Origin of the sequence: Spirosoma sordidisoli (genome assembly GCF_004138325.1) — a bacterium.
Taxonomy (GTDB): domain Bacteria; phylum Bacteroidota; class Bacteroidia; order Cytophagales; family Spirosomataceae; genus Spirosoma; species Spirosoma sordidisoli.
The window spans coordinates 71213-90040 of record NZ_SBLB01000014.1; the positions used below are offsets into that span (position 1 = coordinate 71213).

19 protein-coding genes are annotated in these 18828 nt (G+C 50.6%); 8 read left to right on the forward strand and 11 right to left on the reverse strand.

Annotation, left to right across the window (positions count from 1 at the left end; genetic code table 11):
* Positions 1–2 precede the first annotated feature (2 nt).
* Genes EQG79_RS29460 through EQG79_RS29505 form a run of 10 tightly spaced genes read right to left on the reverse strand, consistent with a single transcriptional unit; the run spans position 3 to position 8567 of the window.
* Positions 3–1016: a hypothetical protein gene (locus EQG79_RS29460; RefSeq protein ID WP_129606653.1), complete on the reverse strand. Its 1014-nt coding sequence runs from the start codon at positions 1014–1016 to the stop codon at positions 3–5.
* A gap of 12 nt (positions 1017–1028) precedes the next feature.
* Positions 1029–1898, reverse strand: coding sequence for a hypothetical protein (locus tag EQG79_RS29465; RefSeq protein ID WP_129606655.1), 870 nt, complete (start codon positions 1896–1898; stop codon positions 1029–1031).
* A 33-nt stretch (positions 1899–1931) separates the two neighbouring features.
* Positions 1932–2684 carry a hypothetical protein gene (locus EQG79_RS29470; protein ID WP_129606657.1) on the reverse strand — a complete coding sequence of 251 codons (753 nt, stop codon included), beginning with the start codon at positions 2682–2684 and terminating at the stop codon, positions 1932–1934.
* Between the two features lie 39 nt (positions 2685–2723).
* On the reverse strand, positions 2724–3203 hold the full coding sequence (locus EQG79_RS29475) for a hypothetical protein (protein ID WP_129606659.1): 480 nt from the start codon (positions 3201–3203) through the stop codon (positions 2724–2726).
* A 1-nt stretch (position 3204) separates the two neighbouring features.
* The gene (locus EQG79_RS29480) at positions 3205–5721 is read right to left on the reverse strand and encodes a TraG family conjugative transposon ATPase (RefSeq protein ID WP_129606661.1); all 2517 of its coding nucleotides are present in this window, start codon (positions 5719–5721) and stop codon (positions 3205–3207) included.
* Positions 5722–5738: 17 nt separating this feature from the next.
* Positions 5739–6071, reverse strand: a complete 333-nt coding sequence (locus tag EQG79_RS29485) for a DUF4133 domain-containing protein (RefSeq protein ID WP_129606671.1) — start codon at positions 6069–6071, stop codon at positions 5739–5741.
* Complete coding sequence (locus EQG79_RS29490) at positions 6071–6373, reverse strand: DUF4134 family protein (protein ID WP_129606673.1); 303 nt, start codon at positions 6371–6373, stop codon at positions 6071–6073. Before EQG79_RS29490 ends, EQG79_RS29485 begins: the two co-directional genes overlap by 1 nt.
* Before the next feature lie 44 nt (positions 6374–6417).
* Positions 6418–7281 (reverse strand): hypothetical protein, encoded by an 864-nt coding sequence (locus tag EQG79_RS29495; protein WP_129606675.1) that lies wholly within the window; start codon positions 7279–7281, stop codon positions 6418–6420.
* Positions 7282–7311: 30 nt separating this feature from the next.
* Positions 7312–7866, reverse strand: a complete 555-nt coding sequence (locus tag EQG79_RS29500) for a DUF3408 domain-containing protein (RefSeq protein ID WP_129606677.1) — start codon at positions 7864–7866, stop codon at positions 7312–7314.
* A gap of 14 nt (positions 7867–7880) precedes the next feature.
* Positions 7881–8567, reverse strand: a complete 687-nt coding sequence (locus EQG79_RS29505) for a ParA family protein (RefSeq protein WP_129606679.1) — start codon at positions 8565–8567, stop codon at positions 7881–7883.
* A gap of 509 nt (positions 8568–9076) precedes the next feature.
* Here EQG79_RS29505 and EQG79_RS29510 point away from each other — a divergent pair.
* The 4 genes from EQG79_RS29510 to EQG79_RS29525 all read left to right on the forward strand — a co-directional run bounded on the left by EQG79_RS29510 (position 9077) and on the right by EQG79_RS29525 (position 14310).
* Entirely contained in the window at positions 9077–9526 is a 450-nt protein-coding gene (locus tag EQG79_RS29510; RefSeq protein ID WP_129606681.1) for a hypothetical protein, read from the forward strand.
* Complete coding sequence (locus EQG79_RS29515; RefSeq protein WP_129606683.1) at positions 9493–11721, forward strand: relaxase/mobilization nuclease domain-containing protein; 2229 nt, start codon at positions 9493–9495, stop codon at positions 11719–11721. The genes EQG79_RS29510 and EQG79_RS29515 overlap by 34 nt, the downstream gene beginning before the upstream one ends.
* A 229-nt stretch (positions 11722–11950) precedes the next feature.
* Complete coding sequence (gene mobC / locus EQG79_RS29520) at positions 11951–13951, forward strand: conjugal transfer protein MobC (protein WP_129606685.1); 2001 nt, start codon at positions 11951–11953, stop codon at positions 13949–13951.
* 26 nt (positions 13952–13977) lie between these two features.
* Positions 13978–14310, forward strand: coding sequence for a helix-turn-helix domain-containing protein (locus tag EQG79_RS29525; protein ID WP_129606687.1), 333 nt, complete (start codon positions 13978–13980; stop codon positions 14308–14310).
* An 87-nt stretch (positions 14311–14397) separates the two neighbouring features.
* On the opposite strand, the gene EQG79_RS29530 is transcribed toward EQG79_RS29525, so the two are convergent.
* A complete protein-coding gene (locus EQG79_RS29530) occupies positions 14398–15186 on the reverse strand; it encodes a M23 family metallopeptidase (RefSeq protein WP_129606689.1) in 789 nt (262 codons plus the stop codon).
* Between EQG79_RS29530 and EQG79_RS29535 the strand changes: the two genes are divergently transcribed.
* Genes EQG79_RS29535 through EQG79_RS29550 form a run of 4 tightly spaced genes read left to right on the forward strand, consistent with a single transcriptional unit; the run spans position 15185 to position 18826 of the window.
* On the forward strand, positions 15185–16585 hold the full coding sequence (locus EQG79_RS29535) for a DUF3945 domain-containing protein (RefSeq protein WP_129606691.1): 1401 nt from the start codon (positions 15185–15187) through the stop codon (positions 16583–16585). The two genes, EQG79_RS29530 and EQG79_RS29535, sit on opposite strands and share 2 nt — an antisense overlap.
* Before the next feature lie 10 nt (positions 16586–16595).
* A complete protein-coding gene (locus EQG79_RS29540) occupies positions 16596–17960 on the forward strand; it encodes a toprim domain-containing protein (RefSeq protein WP_129606693.1) in 1365 nt (454 codons plus the stop codon).
* Between the two features lie 43 nt (positions 17961–18003).
* Positions 18004–18399, forward strand: coding sequence for a hypothetical protein (locus EQG79_RS29545; protein WP_129606695.1), 396 nt, complete (start codon positions 18004–18006; stop codon positions 18397–18399).
* Positions 18380–18826 carry a hypothetical protein gene (locus EQG79_RS29550; protein ID WP_240699517.1) on the forward strand — a complete coding sequence of 149 codons (447 nt, stop codon included), beginning with the start codon at positions 18380–18382 and terminating at the stop codon, positions 18824–18826. Before EQG79_RS29545 ends, EQG79_RS29550 begins: the two co-directional genes overlap by 20 nt.
* Positions 18827–18828 lie beyond the last annotated feature (2 nt).

Genomic DNA, 18828 nt, shown 5'->3' on the forward strand with positions numbered 1-18828 from the left:
GTTTAGCGAATAGCCCGCTGGAAGCGGCCAGAAATATTTCCTATAACAGCCCCTGAAGCGGCACTGCCTGTGTTGGCTGCCGAGGCTATCGGCTGAATGGCCGATCCCGCCCCACTCCCTACACCCGCTGATTCGAGAATCCAGCCCGTCACTTTGGGTACTAACAGATAACCCACTGTACCGATGACGTAAAAGACAATCATGGTAAAATCGGTGCCGACCGTAGCTTCAGGCGCGGTATTTTGTAGTTGGGCGATGTCAATTTTGAGCATCGTGATATGGACTTGCTCAATGATGCCGCCGAAAATATTCGCCACTGGAATCCACAAAATGACATGGATCACCCGTGCAAACCAGGTAGCCAGCGAACCAAAGAACCAGTCGAAGCAGGCCAGCCCGAAGGTCAGTGGGCCAACGATGAAGAGAATGAGCAGGAAAAACGTCTGGATCACTTTCAGACCGGTGGCCGCAGCGGTGTACAACATCTCCGATACCCAGCGTATCATTTCATCAAACCATACGCTCATGCCATATTGCATGGCATTGGCGGCCAGCCGACCGAGTGCCACGCCAGGAATAATCTTCTGAGCCGTAGCCAGCCAGTCGCTGCCTTCGCCCGTCATAATTTCGGTGTTGGTCTGTTCCCACTTCTTTTTCAGGAGTGCGTCTTTCTGAGCGTTCAGCACCTTTACCTGTTGCCGACTATCATTGACTAACGTGGCTGTGCCACCATCCAATGCCTGCCCGATGCCCGTCAGCCCGTCCACAATAAATGGATAGCCGATTAAGGCGAGTGCCAGGGCAAAAGGCCGCAGCAGCGGGTAAATGGCGATGGGTGGACTCAACATCCCCTGCCAGATTCGGGCGAATACGTAGCAAATCGCTCCCGTTCCGCCGATAGCCTGACCGAGCGAAATGAAATCGCTGAAGTGCGGCCGCATCGTAGTCATAAGTTGCTCGGTGGCCACCTCGACCGATGATACCACCGGAGCTTGTAGGAGAATTGTTGCCAGCATTCCAGATGAGGTTTAGTAAGACGTTGTACCGAGTGATTGCCGCAGCTTTTGCTCAGTGGTTCGTTTGTGTTGATGATTCAGAGCACCATTCAGGTCTTGCCGCATTCGGATTAAACCATTCTGCCGTTTAAGGGCTTCCCGGCGCGTTTCCCGAATCAGTTCGAGTCGTTCGTAGGGCGAGAGATAGGTTAGCCTCCCCCCTTTTTTTGCCAGAGCCAGTTTAGCTTCAAGGGTTTTGGTATCAGCCAGGCCACCGGCTGAGGTAGCAAATAGCGCGTACCCAACCTCGCCGGGATATTGATCTTTCAGCAATTTTTCGATCTCCGCTTTGCCGTAATAGTCGTTGATGAGGTTGACGGTGTTGCCGTACAGGGCTTTCATTACTTTCTGAGCGTCCGGCATCCGACCATTCTGTTCCCAGCCGGTTGGCAACTCGTTCATGGCTTTCTGATACGCTACCCGCAGTTTCAGGTTCTGGTAACGGAGTTTATTTGTGCGTTCAACGCCATCTTTCATGAGGACTGTCAGCTTGCGGAGTTCCTTCGTCAGCGCTTCCTGTTTCTGTTTGTTACGCATTTCCATGATCTTCACGGCTGGCACTGAGAAGACAGTTGCTTCGGCCACACCCTTATAGACCTCGTCCAGAAGTTTCTCTACCAGGATGCTGCCCCAATCCATACCCGGATCGGTCAGGCCGCTCATGATGGCCTGTTCATTCTCACCCAGCAGTTGATCAATGGCCTGTTCCAGATCACGCTGGGTAGCCGGGCCGGTGCGTAAATCACCAGTACCCGGCACCGAATTTTGGGCTAAAGCGGTTGAAAGCGCAAGAAGGCCCCAACCCGTCAGGCAGCAAAGCCCAACTCGCCATTGTCGTTTCATCCTGTCCGTTGATTTTAGGTATCGGCGGTCGCGCTATTTGCTGCCCACGTACCGGTTTATACTCGATTTGTCTTTATAAAATGCCTTAGCCGCAGCCGCTTCGTAGGCTTGTTTGGCCCGATATGCGTAAGCCCGCTGCAACTCGATTCCCACCGTCCGCAAAGCCCGCTGCCGTTCGGCCAGCTCTTCCTGAACGTGTTCCAGCACTTTCACGCGCTCCCCTTCCGACATCCAGACCGGCTTTTGGCCGAGGTTAACCGTGAACCTGACTTCCATTGCCAGATCATCCGTGTTAGCCAATTGTTCGACGATTGTACGGTAGGCCGAGACCTCGTTGGCGGAGAATACGGACTGGTTGAGGAGTTTTCGGATTGGGCTGGCTGCGTTGCTGACCTGACCGAAATCGGCCTGTATATCTAATTTATCATAAAATTTGACGAATGTGGGAGATAGTTCGGTATGTGCTTTCTTCCATTCAAAATTCACCTTATAATCCTGGTACTCAATTTTTTGCTGGCGCGAGAAGCCTTCTTTCATCATCTTCCGTAGGCGGGCTACTTCACTGGTGGGCGACACGTTGAGGATGTCATTGAGAATATTCATCAACTCGTCTTTGATACCCTGCATGATGTCGCGTTCGGTCTCGCCCAGAATATCTTCAATCTGCCGGGTAATATCATCGCCCCCATTCTGGTCCATACGGTCGCCCGGTAGTATGCCCTGCCCATAGCTGGCTGTGCTTAAAAAGACACTGAGCAATAACGTACCCAACAGTTTGCAATTCATAGGACTCGGTATTTCGGTTGATAAAGAGCAATCGAGGTTTTACAAAGGCTTGCGGGTGAGCACCAGTGGTCCCCGGCCAGCGGCAGATCGGTTCGAGGCCAACGGGCTTCGGTTCTCCAGTTTCTCATCGACGATAAAGAGACTATCCTTGACCGACTGGCTTGGCATACCACAAATAAGGCACTTACGGTCAGCTATATACGTGCAGGTGAGCGGCCCGTTGATTTTATTCCGAAACCATTCCTTTCGGGTCTTGATGTCGAGTGCAGCCGCCCATTTCGTCAGTGTTGCCTGGTTATTTGCGATGACTATTTCGTACTCGGTTCGGTCGTAGTGATCCGGCTCCGGGTCGGGTGGTGTCCGTGCTGGCACATCGTTGACCCAGGAACCGGCAAAGGCCGTGGGTACATCGGTCGTCGTGGAAGTCTCGTTCGTTTGCTCTTTATTCTCAGAAGAGTTGCCGGAGCAGGCCAGTAAGCCAGCCCCCAGTAACAGCAGATAAACAGTTGGTTGTCGCATATCAATTGTAGCGGATTTCGTCGGCGTACTCGCGCAGGGCCACATCATAGCTGCCACCGTTTTCGTACACCTTCTGTTGCAACCGGAGTTTTTCCCGGTATTCCGTTGTAAACGCCAGATACTCTTCCAGCGATACTTCTACCCCGTAAACCTTAGCCATCTGCCCGCCCCACGATATAAACACCTCTTTGTATTTCCGACGTGGGTCGTTGTCCCGGTTCAGCGACAGGCAGAGGTCTTTTTCTTTCACCGTTAGGGCCAGCAGGTCCATCACCTGCCTGAATTTGTTCTGGTACTTACGCTGATCGAGCAGAATCTTGGTGTCAGCATTGTTGATGATAGATTCTTTTACAATTGGCGAACCGATAATGTCGTCCACCTCTTGCGTCACAATCCAGGCTTCACCGAAGAATTTTCGCACCGTTTTGTAGAGGTACTTGATGTATTCGGCCATACCATCTTTCATGATCGCTTTCCATGCCTCCTCGATTAGGATAATCTTTCGAACTCCGCCCAGTTTTCGCATCTTCGAGATAAAGGTGTCCATGATGATAATCGTCACGACCGGGTACAGAATCGGGTGGTCCTTGATATTGTCCAACTCGAAGACGATAAACCGTTCGTGCAGTAAGTCAAGGTTATCCCGGCTATTGAGCAGATAAGCATACTCACCACCCCGGTAGAACGGTTTCAGCACGTACATGAAGTTATCGTAGTGGAAGTAGTCGTCACGTAGCTTGTGTTCCGCGATGTACGTCCGAAACTCTTCCTGCATAAACTCATAGAAGCTGTCGAAACAGGGAAACACGTCCGGCCTGGCAGCCAGATGTTCGTAATAGCCAGAGATAGCCGCCGACAAAGCCGTGTATTCAGCCATCGTCTGCCGCTCATCGCTTCGTTTCCAGAGCGTCTGAAGCAATACCTTCAGGGCTTCCCGTTTCTCAACATCCGGGTTATGCCGACCCTCAATAAAGAAAGGGTTGAAGCTGATCGGCGACTCCTCCGAGTAGGTAATATACCGCCCGCCCAGCAGCGCACACAACCCCTGATACGAGTGGCCAACGTCCACAACAACCGTGTGGCTGCCCTGCGTATGATACGACCGCAGCGCGTGGTTGGTGAAAAACGATTTTCCACTCCCCGACGGCCCGATAATAAACTTGTTGCGGTTCGTCACCCAGCCTTTCTGCATCGGCTCATCCGACAAATCCACCAGAATCGGTTTGCCCGATAACCGTTCCACCAACTTCAAGCCGTGCGTACTCTGCGAGTCTAAGTAGTTGGTTTCGTGGTTAAAAAAGCACACCGCCTGCGGAACAAATGACCAGAATTTATCCTCACGGGGTAAATCGGCGGCATTACCCGGAATTCCCGCCCAAAATAAGGTCGCGGCATCAAGGCTATTTTCGCGGGGACGCACCCCCATTTTGGCGATGGCCGACGAAACCATATTCCGCAACACGGGTAGCTGCGACTTTTCCTCGGTCCAGATTTGCACGTTGTAGTGAACCCGAACCGGCGAAAACCCCGTCTCAGCGGCATAGCCGAGAAACTGATCAATCAACCGTGAATTCACTTCGTTGTTGGTCGAGAAATTCGACAGCGACCGCATCTGAGTGGCCCGTTGCTCTAATTGCGGAAAAATCTGTTGCCGATCCTCGACGAAGATGTATTGGTTGTAAAGGTGATTGCAGTTCAGCATTAGGCTCACTGGAGCCGCATACCCCACCGATACATTTGAGTTCTCCGACGACAGGTTTTCCAGCCGGTTGTTGGTGCCAAGCTGTTCGGGCAAATCCTCAACATCCGAGATGGTATAGAACTTCGAGTACTTACCACCCACGCGCAGCTCCTCCCCCATTTCAATGTCGGCCAGCGTAACCACTTCATCGCGCAGAGCCAGACTCATGTAGCGTTCGAGCAAACCAGGCCGCGCAGCCGTACCCGCCTTGCGGTCGGCATCCTGACCCGCCAACTCCTCATTAGTCAATCGTTGGAGCGTAATTCGGCGCGTACTTTCCAGAATAGCTTTGAACTGTTCGATGGCGTTCAGGAACTCGTCAATCTTCCGTTTATCGCCTAATTCACGGGGCAAGAGTCGTCCCCGCGCCAGGGTCGTCTGCAAAGCAGACGCATTATGCCGGTCGGCGTGAGTCTTGGTGATGAAGAGGTAACAGGCGTGATGCAGGAATGGCCGCTCGTTGAAGTGCCGTTCACTGGCTTTGTCGAGAAAGTTAGCTACTTGCCCACCCGGCACATATTTTTCCTCTACGAACCAGTCTTGTTTATGCACAATCGTATGAACCGGCAACACCCCAATGGCTTTCGTCCATGCCTCGCAGAGTTCCCGGTAATCGCCCATCTCGACGCGCTCGTCGAACTGCACATTCAGCGTGAAGATTTCGGGCAGGGTGACGGCAAAGGCAACGGTGATGTCGCCGTGTTTGGAAATAAGGCAATCATTTTCGACTGATCCAATCGGAAACACCGACCGGACATCTTTCATGCGAACATTCATACCGTTGAGTTTTTGTATTATGCCTTACCAACAGGCTTGTGGCGTAACTGCCGATACACACCTGAATCACGAACCAACACTACTTTGGGATGCCGCTCCCGCCCGCGCTGTTTGTTCAGTCCCCGCTCACCATGTTGCTGCGATAGCCGGGCGAAAACACTATACAGGGCCAGTAGAAGGACAATGTAGCCCCCGAAGGCAATTTTTGCCGGAATCCCGAACAGAAACATCAGCAGGCAGGTGAGCAACAATAGCCCTACAGCAGCCCCAGCTAAGTAGTAGATAAAGTCCATACCCCGAATGCCCAGCACTTCGGGTGGGCGGTCAATGCCTTTATTGACCTTGAACATTACATAAAAACCGCTTCGAGCACCAATACCGATACAGCCGCAAAAATCAGGGCACCCACCCACGAACCAGCAGCTTTGCGCGTATCCGGGTCGCCACTCGACATCTTTGAGAATACCTGAATGGCACTGACCACCCCAACAGCCGCGCAGACATAAAACATGAGTTTCGTCAGCGATTTGAACGTTCCTTTGACTTCTGATGCCGCTTTGTCTAACCCGGCATCAATTGGGCCAGCGTGTACCCCCACCACACAGACCAGCAGCAACACGGCTGCAATCACCCACACGTTTGGCTTTTTCATGTGTACTTCGGTTATATGAATTGAAAATTGATACTCACGGTCTATTAGGCAGTGGCCAGTTCTGCCGACTGGTCGGCTTGCTCCATCTGCTCGAATAAAGTGGCGTAAAAGGCAAAGCCTGTTTCTGTCCCCTCTCCTACCCCATCGGTTTCGTTTGGGATCATGCCCACGTCTTCTGCTATCGCGTTGACAACCCGTTCGAGACTGGCATCGCCATATTGCGGTAAGGATTCGAGGTATGAGCGTAGTTGTGGCCACAGCTCATGCGTGATTAGAGCAGCAATTTTGGGGACAACGGGAGTCCACTGATTGAGGTAGTCTGAAACGTCCACTTCGGGCAAGTCGTCATCATATTGTTCCGACTCATTACCAACTACGACAAAATCCTCGTCAACTTCTTCAATACCTAATGCACTGTAACCTGTCTGCCGGTTAGAATCGATAATCAGAGGATTAATGCCAACTGCGACAAAATCCTCGTTAGGTCGTTCATAAGTGCCGTTTTCATTAGCAACTACGACAAAATCCTCGTCAGGTTCATTAACCTCGTTCACATCCTTGCCTACCTCCTGCTCGTTTGTAGGGGCTACTTCCGTATAGTGTTGATCGGTAAAGTGCTGATCTTCTGAGGGTATCAGGTCATTAGTTCCATTCCAATTTGTCTGCGTTGAGCCAAGCAGATCGTTTTCTGCCTGTAATGATCCTGATTGAAAGGTGTCCCCTCCCCTATTGTTCTGACTTACACTAACATTTCTGTAAGAGGGATTACGACCAGGCGGCACCCGGCTGGAGCTTCCTCTAACCTGAATGTCGCTCCGGCCGAATGCTGCCCAGTCATAATCTCGCCAGACTAACCACCCGAACCAGCCTGCACCAGCGAGGCCAGCCGCCGAAATCCACAGTAACATGCGATACTCCGGCGCGACCCGGCCCAACGCTTAAAATCCTTTAGACTGTCGTTCCAAATGCTCCTGCTGCATTTGAGCGATGACGGACTCATTGTCCCTAATGTGCTGACTAAGAATGTTTTCCAGTATCTCTGGCATCGTAATTTTGGCATTACTTTCCTTTGAACACCGGAGCAAAAACGTTAGTAGCCGATACGTCTTTTCGCTCATATACATCATATTCGTCGGCTTCTTGAAGCCTTCGATCCGTCGGAAAAACTGGCCTTCATAGCGTTCCCGCTGTTTAACTGTTTTCCCTGTTGCCTGAGCCGACGAACCCGACTCAACTGGTTGAGAAGTCGCTTTTACAACCTCCTCCTTCTGTTTGAGCGGAGATGGCTCCAGTTCCCTTTCCATCGTTGTTACTTGAGAAGCCGGTTCTGGCCCCTTAGCCACTATAGACTGAGCCACAACTGGGGCATTCTCCTTTGTCTCTTCTCCGCCAATGCCCTGCTGATTTAGCCAGGCATCAAGATCAGAACCGATTCCCGAAGAGGTCATCAACGCAATGTCGTCGGCCGCCCCCTTACTCTGTTTTTTTGCCATAAAGGTACGTGAGTTTAACTGTTAAAAGCAAGTTTTTGATTTATCTCAGCAATCAATTTTTTTATTTCCCCATAAGGGAATAGGGTGGAGCGATTGTTTTTCCACACCACAGAATCCTTAACCCGAGTGTCCAGAATGGTCAGGTCGGGTCGCTGCCCAGCCATTGTCTCGATGGACTCATAAATGGTCTGCCGTTCGCTCGACTTGTATTTGTTCCACAGGAGGTAGCTCTTCAGTGGCTTTCCTGCCGGTCGGTTGATTTTCGAGAAAGCATCCAGCGTCATCATGCCAGCCGCAAAGGTGAGTTTGTCAGCCTCCATCGGCAGAATAATGTAATCGAGTCGGCGAACGACCTGGTCGTAGCCTGCAATATTGATGGTTCCCGGCATATCTAAGAACACAATCGTGTCGGGCGTGTCGGCCAACTGATCGAGCAGGGTAGGCGCATCCGTCATGGCTACCTTGCGAACCTCGTAGGGAGCCCTCCCCTGCTGTTGTAATGTCGCGATAAGTTCCGGGTCTTGGCGGAGCTTGGCGATTTCCAGGGCGCGTTCGTTGAAAAACGAATGTTGGGGAAAGTCGGCATCCAGCACAATCACATTTCGCTTCTCAACGACGTGATAGTAGGTAGCCATGTGCATGGTCAGGGTCGTCTTGCCCGTCCCCCCCTTCTGTGTACAGATAGAAATGAATACTGCCATACTGTAGTAAATGATTTTAGGCAAACTTACAGACTTTATTTTATTTAGTCTTACAGCAGTACTTTAAAAAATACTGTTATAAATTATTTTATCTTCCAATAATTCATAAAATACTAAAAGTTATTATGTAATTCTGGAATACTTTTTTTTAGTATTTTATAAAAATATAGATATTCTGTGAACAAGGCAAGTGTCTGGTATTTTATATTTTTAGTATTTTATTAACACTGTGTTTTATTGATGCAGTATTAGGAGGGCAGATTAAGGGAGCGATACAATTGCAGGAGACGGGGAGGGGTTGGCTAAAAATATAAAACTTAGATTTTTAGTATTTTATGAATAATGATGAAGCTCTATAGTCTGGCCCAAAAAACACTTCTTGCCAAAGGGTCAACCGTTGAAGTGACCAAACCCGAAGAGTCAATTTCGGCTACTCGAAAAAAGCAAGATGTGTTTTTTAGACGAATTAGGCGTATTTTGAAGTTATATAGCTATAGATAGGGATGCCAATGGCGGAAGGAAGAGGAGGGAGAACCCGAAAAAAAGAGGAACACCAGGTCAATAAAACGGTGAAGACCACCCTAACTGGCAAAGACTTCGACTGGTTAGAAACTGAGTATAAGCGAGAAACGACAGGGCAAAAAGTAAGCTTTGCCGAATTCATCAGGCAACGGATATTATCAACGAAACGGGTAGGGGAGAGGGCCAATCAGCGGGCCGAAGCCTTGACGATTCAGATGACCTTATCCGAAATTCGGGACGAGATTCAAATCCTTGCCAGCTACAAAACTGATACCGTGGAGTATAGTAGCGGGGAAGAAGGCGAACAAAAACACTCACAACATGAGAGGGAAAGTGCGACTGCTGCGAGTCAGCTACTAGCAATTTCTCAACAATTAACAGAAACCATTAAGGGAATTTCGATATGGTTGTACGGCTCCTCACCGGAAAAAATATAGCGGGCGCACTACAGTATAACGAACAAAAAGTACTGAGCGGGCAAGCGCAGCGATTGTACATTGGCAATTACCCTGACCCGGAAACTACCAACTGGTCATGGCTGGCCAAGCGGGAAATGCTTGAGTTTTTAGCGAGTAAGAACCCGCGCGTGGAAAAGCCAACTGTCCATATTTCGCTGGCTTTTCATCCCGACGAGCAGCTATCGGATAAACAGCTTCGCCAGATTACAGGCCAGTTTTTAGCGTCAGCCGGGTATGGAAAACAGCCTTATATTCTATACCAGCATCAAGATACAGCCCACCCACACGTACATATAGTGACTGTATGTGTGGATCGAAACGGGCGAAAAATTTCTGATACGTTTATCAGGAACCGGCTGAATGCAATCCGCAAGGACATCGAAATTCAGTTTGGTTTGGTGCAGGCGGAAGGGCAACAGCCCGCGCAAAACATACCGATTATCACCGGGATAGGCGAACCGTTTGGGGGCCGCATCAGCCAAGAGCAGACCAAAGCTGCACTCGATGCGACGATACAACACGTACTGAACGAATACAATTGCACCTCGTTCGCCGACCTGAGCAGGCTGTTGGACCGTTTTCACATTCAGGTCCGAACCCTAATCCGCAATGTGCAGGGGCGTGAGTCAACCGGGGTAGTTTTCCGACTCACTGATGGAGACAAAGCCGTCTCGCCTGCTATAAAAGCCAGCAAACTGATTGGAAAACCTACGTTTAACCGCCTAAAGGCCATATTTGAACAGGGCCAAATCAAGAAAGAACAGCTAAGGCCCGCCTTCCTGAATAGGCTTCAGCGTGAGCTTACGGCATTTTCTTCCCTAACCGAGTCAGATTTTTATGCGACACTTCGGGCCGTAGGTGTTCAGGTCATTGATGATGGACAGACATACTTGTACCTCGATACCCATACTAAAACTCTCTGGAACGAAGTAGAATTGGGTAAGCCATATAGTAAAGTAGCCCTACAAAAGGAATTTAGCACTCACACCGAACGCCTGAGCATTCAGATCAGCCCGGAGGAAGGTCAGTCATTAGGCCGTCAGGTTGCCCGGCAGTATGCTATATATAGGGAACAAACAGGGAGTAATTTCGAGAGCCAGGTCATAGAAGCCTTTCCATTCACACAATTAGTGCGTCAATTACGGGCGGAAGGCGTGGCAACCGACCGAGCTATAACCGCCGTTCGCCAGTTTGAACAGTACAAACAAGGGCAATTGACCCTGATGCGAGCCAGGGAGGGGGCTGAATTTAGGCGATCAGCAACAAATTATGTTGAATTAGCCAGTCAGTTAACGCTGTCGCCAAGTGGCCGACTCGCATTTCTACGGGCTGTTGACATCACACTTCTCGAAGGGGTGGTGACTCACCGTCATAATCCGCAACTAAAGCTGCCCCTAATAGCCAGTCAGCAGGAAAATTTGATGACATCGTCGTATGGGCATCGGGTAGTTTTCGGAAAAAACTTTCCGGTAGGAGAGAAGCGGTTATACGAATGGCTGGCAGTAGGGGAGAGGCTAACAGGGGGCCACTTCGATAGTGTGAATATGAATCGGCTTCAAAAAATGTTGCCCTCTGACTTGTGGAGCCAGGTGGGTAAGCAATACAACGAGTATCAGGCTGGCTTATTGACCCAACAAATGTCCGGCAACAAGGAGTGGGCTACGGTCGAACAGTTCTACCGACAGGGAATACTTATCCAGCCAGACGGTTCGACGTTTCGGGTTGGCCACTATAAAACAGACCCGGCTACCCACGTGGATCTTTCAGAGGAGACTGTCAACCAACTCCGCTTGCTTGGCTACGGCGAACATCAGTTCCGAACCTACCAGGCGGGTCTTGAAACACCATTGGGAAGGCAGATGATACAGTTAGCCAATGCGCTTGCTGTAGGCAATCAAGGACGGGTCGATGGGGCCAGACGATTGATTTATTTTGCAAATCAAAAATCAATTCCGTTTTTTGCTGACGATATGACTCTGCTACTCGATTTGACGCGCCGGAGTCAGGAAAATGTCAACCAAAAAAGCCTGAGCAATGACCTGAAGGACCAACCCATACGAGCCCTAACTGATCGCCCTGACAATAACGGAATAAGATTCCAATCAATGGCTGGCTTAACCGAGACAACCATTGGTGAGAACGATAGACACTTACGCGGAATTCGTCGTAATTAGGCTGACTATGCCTTTTTCCACAAGGAAATTGTCGTAGATAGCCCGGTTCAGCGCGAGGTTTTTGTCGTAGTAGATTGATGAAATTGAATGGGTATGGCGATTTCACGAGGATTTTGTCGTAGTTAGAGCGGGTTACTGTCGGGAAACCTGTGCCTATTCGCTAACGAGGTATTTGTCGTAGTTGTAGGGTAGCGCATTGAGCGGGGTAGGGGATGGGCAAATTAACCGCATGAGTACGGAACAGGACAAAGAATACCGGGGCATTCTTGCCGTCATCTTATATCTGGCTTTCGCCATTATCGCGAGCCATCTTTATTTTTTTGGCTACGAGACCTGGCAGGGTAATGGCTTCACGCATCCGTTAATTGATAAGTTTCTTATAAATCTCAACCAACGGCTGCACCTGTTTTCGAGTCCGGGTATCAGCAAGCTCCTTGCCCTTCTGCCTTTAGCAGTGTATTCATTTGGGAACAAACCAAAGAAAACGCTGACCATTACCTGGCAGCGGGTCTTACTGGGTGCTGGGGCTGGCGGCCTGCTGATGTTCGCCAACACACCCCTGCTTCATTGGGAGTGGCTTTCAATAGCACTCAGGACGGGTATATACACCCTGACGACCCTCAGCGGGTTCTTGCTGCTGATCCGGGCGGGAAATGATGCCAACCGGATCATTAATATTCGGTTGGACAAAGATTTGTTCAATGATGAAAACGAGTCGTTCCCCCAGGAAGACAAGCTGATCGACAATGAATTTTCGGTCAATATACCCACTGAATACCGGTATCGGGGCCGAACGAAGCAGGGGTGGGTCAATGTTGTCAACCCCTTCCGGGCCGCGATGGTGTTGGGTACACCTGGCTCCGGCAAAACCTTTGCGGTTATTAACAATTATATCCGGCAGCATATTGAGAAAGGCTTCGCGATGTATATCTACGATTTCAAGTTCCCCGACCTGTCAACGGTGGCCTACAACTACCTGTTACAACACCACCAGAATTACGCAGTCAAGCCAAAATTCTTTATTATCAACTTCGATGATCCGCGTCGGTCGCACCGCTGTAACCCACTGTCGCCTGAGGGCATGACTGACATTGTGGACGCGCAGGAGTCGGCTCGTACCATCCTGCTAAACCTCAACAAAACCTGGATTCAGCGGCAGGGCGACTTCTTTGTTGAGTCGCCTATGAACTTCCTGACGGCCTGCATCTGGTTTCTAAAAAAATACCAGAATGGCCGGTATTGTACCTTTCCCCACGTCATCGAGTTTGCCAACCGCGAGTATGAAAAAATCTTTCCGGTGCTGCTGGCGGAGCGTGATGTTGAGAATTACACGATTCCGTTTGCCAGTGCCTTGAAAAAACGGGCCTTTGAGCAATTGGAAGGGCAGATTGCTTCCGCCCGAATTCCGCTGGCCCGCCTTGCTTCGCCTGCCTTATACTGGGTGATGACGGGTAATGATTTCACGCTGGAAATTAATGATCCCAAGGCTCCCAAAATTCTGTGCGTAGGCAACAACCCGACCCGGCAGGAAGTCTATGGAGCCGCGCTGGGACTCTATAACGCCCGGTTGGTGCGGCTCGTTAACCGTAAAGGGCGACTCAAATCGTCGATTATTATTGATGAGTTGCCTACTATTTATTTCCGGGGTCTCGATAACCTCATTGCTACCGCACGAAGCAATAAGGTTTCTACCTGCCTGGGCTTGCAGGACCTCAGCCAGTTGAAAAGGGACTATGGCGACAAAGAGGCTACCGTTATCTTCAACACCGTTGGCAATGTATTTTCGGGACAGGTTGTGGGCGAAACCGCCAAGACGCTCTCGGCTCGATTTGGTAAAATTGTGCAGCGTCGGCAGTCCTATACAATTAGTGAAAAAGATACGACAACGAGCATCTCCACGCAATTGGACTCTTTAATTCCCGAAAGTAAACTCAGTAATCTATCACAGGGCTTTTTTGTAGGAGCTGTAGCCGATAATTTTGTGGAAGCGATTAGTCAGAAAATTTTTCACGGGCAGTTACTCGTTAGCGAGCAGACGCAACAGGAGATGGCGGCTTTCCAGCCCATCCCTGAATTAACGGCGCAGGCTAAACTATCCGACGATGCCTTAGCCAATCTACTGGAGCAAAACTACCGGCAGATAAAGGCCGATGTGGATACACTGCTGACCGCCGAATTAGACCGAATTGCCCAAACCCCGGAACTCAGTTACCTGCTGGTAGCTCCTTAGTCACCGGCAATACCCAACCCTCGCCTATGGCTATAGATATACAACCTTACCGCTCAGAACTCGCCCATCGGCTTGGTCAACTCCGTACTCAGTTCGGGCTTTCACAACGTGACTTTCAGGACACGCTTGGCCTGGGCCAGAACATTATCTTTCGGGCCGAAAAAGACCTCAGTATGAGCATAGAGGCTCTTTTAGCTTTAGCCCTCTACTACGTGCAGGAACATGACATAAACCCCGACTGGTTGTTCAATCCCGACAACACCGATTTACCTTTGCTGAACAGCCAAGCCACCAAAAACCGAATAAAAGTCAAAATTTGGGATAGGATGGAAGAAATGCGGGTAGCGGAGTTGGTGTGAAGATGCCTCCAGCCCAATTTTGCAAGGCCGCTTGCAAAATTAGGCTTAATAGTTATAAGCTACTGATTATCTGTGCGATGTATAAAATTATAATACCAAAAAACAATATCGTTTTGGGTCAATTGCCCTTCCCCGATACTGTACAGTATAATGCAAGTGTGGCCCGGTAGTCAGCCCCGTTTTTCCGACGCGGCCGATACATTGCCCCCGACGTACCCATTGGCCGGGTTTTACCTCGAATTGGCTTAGGTGACCATATAGAGTTGCAAAACCGTCGCGGTGCGTCACCTGAATTGTTAGCCCCATACCACTTGGTTGAAGCCCCACTTTACTAACCTGTCCATCGGCTGTCGCATAGATGGGTGTGCCGAGGGGTTGCGGAAAATCTATGCCATTATGTAGTTGAGTACGGCCCGAGAGGGGGTGGCATCGCCAGCCAAACCAACTACTCACTCTGTATTGCTCCCTCCGGTCAATCCGCACGGGTAGTATCGACGGGATATGCCGCAGGCGATCAGCCGCCCCCACATATGCTTCGCCTGAACCAACTACTGGCTTTCTCTCGCCAACCCCACTTAGCCAGGCCACCAACGCCGAATCCGTGCGGCTTTCTGTAGTCGAATCAGAGAAAAAATTATTGATTGGTTTGGTAAATCTTACTGGTTCGTTAAAATAGCTGACTTTCAACGAGTCTTGGGTTAGTTTTTGCTCCCTAAAAATAACCTGAGCCTGGCTAAAAGGGCAAAAAACGACCCTTATGATGATCAAAAACACAAAAAACTTAACCTTCTTACGTTGATAATTCATACGTTCTACCTTAATTTTATCTATAGTAAAGATAGATTTTGATTTGCAAAGAAAATCGAAAAGCATCATGAATAAAGCACAGACTATCGCCGAACAGACTGAGACGGAAGAATACGCCCTGAAACTACCCAGTCAGTCAGAGGCATTACGGCAGTACCTGGGCAACGATGGGTTGCTCTCGAACGAGGAGATTGCCAGGGCGTTGTACGATGACAACCTAACCAAAAAGGCTCTTCGTGAAAAAGTGGTTGGGGCAGACGTGACGACCGACCGGAAGTTACTGGATCGGCTGACGAACCACTTATGGGCGACGCATCAGTCGGTGAAGGCGACTAAACACTTATTGCCCGCCGAAGGAATTGACCCCAAGGCCACTTACCGCCTGACTATCACGGACGAACAGACGCAACGCATTGAGCCAGCAAAGCCACAACAGGCAGATGTACCAATGCCCAAAGTGGTGATCGTGAGCGGCAACTTACTGGCTAATTTCCTGCACAACTACAGGTTGAACCGCGATATGCAGCTCCGGGTCGAGAAGTTAACGGGTCAGCAGCAAGGCGTGTCGCCCCGTCCGGTCAACGATAGCCAGCCACAGCCGGTCATCCCGGAAAAGGTATCCAGGCCAGCGCCTATACATGCTCAACGGGCTGAACCTGTAATGATTAGGACATACTCGTGGGAACAGGTGGCAAGCCAATTAGCCGCAGCCGGCATCAGCCGGGAGCAACTTACTGACAAAGGGCAGCTTACCCGGCTGTTGGGTGGGCAGCAGACCGGGCCACTTACGCTTGACCAAAAAATTGATGGGCGTTATGTGTCGCTGACGGGTAAACTCCGCGTGGTTGAGGTCAATGGGCAGCTTAAACTCCGCATCCAGCCGATACGTGACCAAAAACTCGTCCGCGCCCTAACCATACCTAAACAGATTCAGGGCTACACCTTCACTGCCGACGACCGGGCCAATCTGATCAAATCTGGCGAATTGGGTAGGGCAGTGGAGTTGACTGATCCGCGCATGAAACAACCTTACCGGGCTTTCATCGGCACCGATGCCAGGACTCAACAACTCATAGTGACGCGGGAGGAGCAAATTAAACTGCCCAAAACCATCAACGGCGTACCGCTGACACAAACCCAGCGCGAACTGATTGGCCAGGGAAAAGCCATCCGGCTCGACGGGTTGACTGGGCAGAATGGTCAGATGTTTTCGGCTTATGTGCAGGTGTCAGCCGCCAAACGGAGCCTGAATGTGACCAGCGTTCCCGACACCGCCGTGAAAAAAACGACCGACCTTAAAACCACCAGCGACCTGAACCGGCCGAGCCATCAACTGAAAGGAACGTCGTCGGGGCAAAGCGCGAAGACGGAGAAAAAACCGCCCGCCCGGCGGCCCGGTGTTCGATCTGGTCAAGTCCCTCAACCTGCCGCCAATGAGGAGCAACGACGCGGCCCTCGACTTCGCTAACTGATTGGTTATGCAGCCTACACATTCGTTAGATGACTATCGGAGAGAGATTGATTTGGTCGTGTTTTTGGAACAGGAGGGGTTTCGGGTCAAAACGACCAAAGGATCGCGGCACAGCAAATGGGTGACGATGGAGCAGCCCGATACCGACCGGCATCTGATTGTGTCGCGCAAACAGAATGGCGAATACCGATACTACAACCCCAGCGACGACTTCGACAAAGGAACCGTTATTGACTTTGTGGCGGGTAAGAAACACTATGACCTAAGCACCAAAAAAGGCTGGCGGGAGGTAGCCGATTACCTCAACGATTATTTGGGTCGCCCTACGCATCAGCAGCATACAGTACACCAGCAACCTACTGAGGAGGTGAAGCGGAGCCGGGCGGTCGCCCAATATTTTCGGATGGAGCCGCTAACGGATACGCGCTATTTAGAGAGCCGGGGCATTCGGCCCGAAACACTGTCTTCGTTCCCCTTTAGCCAACGTATTTTCAACCAAACCTATACCAGCGAAGACAATAAATTCAGCACGACTAACACCGTCTTCCCACTCGAAAATGGTAATGGAATGTTGGGCCTTGTGGTTCGGAACGATAGCTTCAACCAGATTCGGGGTAGCAAAGACGATGGTGTTTGGGTCAGCAACGTTGACCCCACCCGGCTACCGAAGGAGCTATTTATCTGTGAAAGCCCGATTGATGCTTTGTCCTACCACGAGTTGCACCCGCCCGCGCAGCCACACGAGCGGGTCTATGTGTCATTGGCGGGTACGCCCTCATACGCTCAACCCCTGACCGTCCAGCGGCTCATCAGTCGCCTTCGGCCTGAGCGTATTTTGTTGGGTAATGACAATGACCCCAGCGGCATCTATTACAATACGATGTGGCTGGCCCAACTAAACCCGGCGCGGTCGCCGGTGGGGGTAGGGCCGATAGGCCGGGTGATGGCTTCGGAGCGGAAATGCACCGTAATCTTCGATGGACTGGCTACCGCTACGCCCCAAACCGATGCATTTACACGCTATTGGCAACAGGGCGTAACGATTCTCAACCGGGGCTACGAACCCGACCAGCAGCGGGCCAGCTTAGAAGTAGTGGGAGGGGGGCCATCAGATCTTACCCAACTTCGGCTTGAAATGCCCAAACAACGGCCATTCCTGATCCGGCTGGAAAAAATGCTGCTCGATTTTCGGGGACTCACGCAGGTTGTAGAAATTAAACGGCCCGCCGAAAAAGATTGGAATGAGCAACTTCAACAGTATCAGAAACAAACACAAGCGTTAGCCAACAAGCCGACCGAAAAACCGCAACAGACGGCTCAGACGCCAGGGTCGCCTAACGAGGAGACTCGGCGAACATTTCCCCGGCATTAATTGTCTAAGCAAAAATGTCTTTACTCAACCTAAACGTATGAACATGGAATCTCACATTCTGGAGTATAGAAGTGCAGCCTTCGAGGTTTGCCAGTGCAGTGTGGAGGTGTGCCGAACTCTGAATGTGGTGATTGCCACCGAGGTTAGGAACGGCTTAGAAGTGACTGAAAACGTCGAGACAATTGCCAATGAAGCTGTGCGTCAGTTCGAGTTAGACCCGCGCCGGTTGTTTTTCATCGAGCGGTATTATCCCGAAACCCCTTTCGAGAATGCCAGCTTAGTCGAGTTCTGCTTAGACGAAGGAGCGGAACTCCGCAACCCCCGACGGTTTGAGTTGCCCCCGTCTGTACTACACAAAATCAAGCCGAGTGGCACCGGCCCGGACTTTAGTCGCTTCAATGATCTGGTTACAGTTGACGATGAATCATCTACAGAATAGGGACGATAAAGATCGCCCCAATACTCTATTGGAAGCCGCTGGCCGGTATCGGGAGATATTGGCGAAGATGACCGAACGGGTATCAGAGGAAGACGCGCCAACTATGGCCATGTATCTGGGGTTGAGCATGACCAACTACTACATTAAGCGACGTGGAGAGCGGCCATTTAACTATGCCGATATTGCCCGATTGGTCGAACGGTACGGTAGTGACGAGGAGCAGGCCGATTTACAAGCCTTCTTTACGATCCGTGACGGGTTGTATGAATGGTTGCAAAAGTCCCCTATTCCTTTGGTGCAATTCCGACGATTGCTGGGTTTACAGCACTACCGGGATTTAGCCCACCGAGGGACGCAACCCAATACATGGCGGTTGGACGACTTGGAGAAGATTGGAGCATTTCTGGCGCAAATTGGCCAGGTATAACC

What these genes read in the sequence shown, in the direction of transcription:
- EQG79_RS29460 (WP_129606653.1), bottom strand. Translation starts at nt 1,016, where the DNA reads ATGCTGGCAACAATTCTCCTACAAGCTCCGGTGGTATCATCGGTCGAG.
- EQG79_RS29465 (WP_129606655.1), bottom strand. Translation starts at nt 1,898, where the DNA reads ATGAAACGACAATGGCGAGTTGGGCTTTGCTGCCTGACGGGTTGGGGC.
- EQG79_RS29470 (WP_129606657.1), bottom strand. Translation starts at nt 2,684, where the DNA reads ATGAATTGCAAACTGTTGGGTACGTTATTGCTCAGTGTCTTTTTAAGC.
- EQG79_RS29475 (WP_129606659.1), bottom strand. Translation starts at nt 3,203, where the DNA reads ATGCGACAACCAACTGTTTATCTGCTGTTACTGGGGGCTGGCTTACTG.
- EQG79_RS29480 (WP_129606661.1), bottom strand. Translation starts at nt 5,721, where the DNA reads ATGAATGTTCGCATGAAAGATGTCCGGTCGGTGTTTCCGATTGGATCA.
- EQG79_RS29485 (WP_129606671.1), bottom strand. Translation starts at nt 6,071, where the DNA reads ATGTTCAAGGTCAATAAAGGCATTGACCGCCCACCCGAAGTGCTGGGC.
- EQG79_RS29490 (WP_129606673.1), bottom strand. Translation starts at nt 6,373, where the DNA reads ATGAAAAAGCCAAACGTGTGGGTGATTGCAGCCGTGTTGCTGCTGGTC.
- EQG79_RS29495 (WP_129606675.1), bottom strand. Translation starts at nt 7,281, where the DNA reads ATGTTACTGTGGATTTCGGCGGCTGGCCTCGCTGGTGCAGGCTGGTTC.
- EQG79_RS29500 (WP_129606677.1), bottom strand. Translation starts at nt 7,866, where the DNA reads ATGGCAAAAAAACAGAGTAAGGGGGCGGCCGACGACATTGCGTTGATG.
- EQG79_RS29505 (WP_129606679.1), bottom strand. Translation starts at nt 8,567, where the DNA reads ATGGCAGTATTCATTTCTATCTGTACACAGAAGGGGGGGACGGGCAAG.
- EQG79_RS29510 (WP_129606681.1), top strand. Translation starts at nt 9,077, where the DNA reads ATGGCGGAAGGAAGAGGAGGGAGAACCCGAAAAAAAGAGGAACACCAG.
- EQG79_RS29515 (WP_129606683.1), top strand. Translation starts at nt 9,493, where the DNA reads ATGGTTGTACGGCTCCTCACCGGAAAAAATATAGCGGGCGCACTACAG.
- mobC (WP_129606685.1), top strand. Translation starts at nt 11,951, where the DNA reads ATGAGTACGGAACAGGACAAAGAATACCGGGGCATTCTTGCCGTCATC.
- EQG79_RS29525 (WP_129606687.1), top strand. Translation starts at nt 13,978, where the DNA reads ATGGCTATAGATATACAACCTTACCGCTCAGAACTCGCCCATCGGCTT.
- EQG79_RS29535 (WP_129606691.1), top strand. Translation starts at nt 15,185, where the DNA reads ATGAATAAAGCACAGACTATCGCCGAACAGACTGAGACGGAAGAATAC.
- EQG79_RS29530 (WP_129606689.1), bottom strand. Translation starts at nt 15,186, where the DNA reads ATGATGCTTTTCGATTTTCTTTGCAAATCAAAATCTATCTTTACTATA.
- EQG79_RS29540 (WP_129606693.1), top strand. Translation starts at nt 16,596, where the DNA reads ATGCAGCCTACACATTCGTTAGATGACTATCGGAGAGAGATTGATTTG.
- EQG79_RS29545 (WP_129606695.1), top strand. Translation starts at nt 18,004, where the DNA reads ATGGAATCTCACATTCTGGAGTATAGAAGTGCAGCCTTCGAGGTTTGC.
- EQG79_RS29550 (WP_240699517.1), top strand. Translation starts at nt 18,380, where the DNA reads ATGAATCATCTACAGAATAGGGACGATAAAGATCGCCCCAATACTCTA.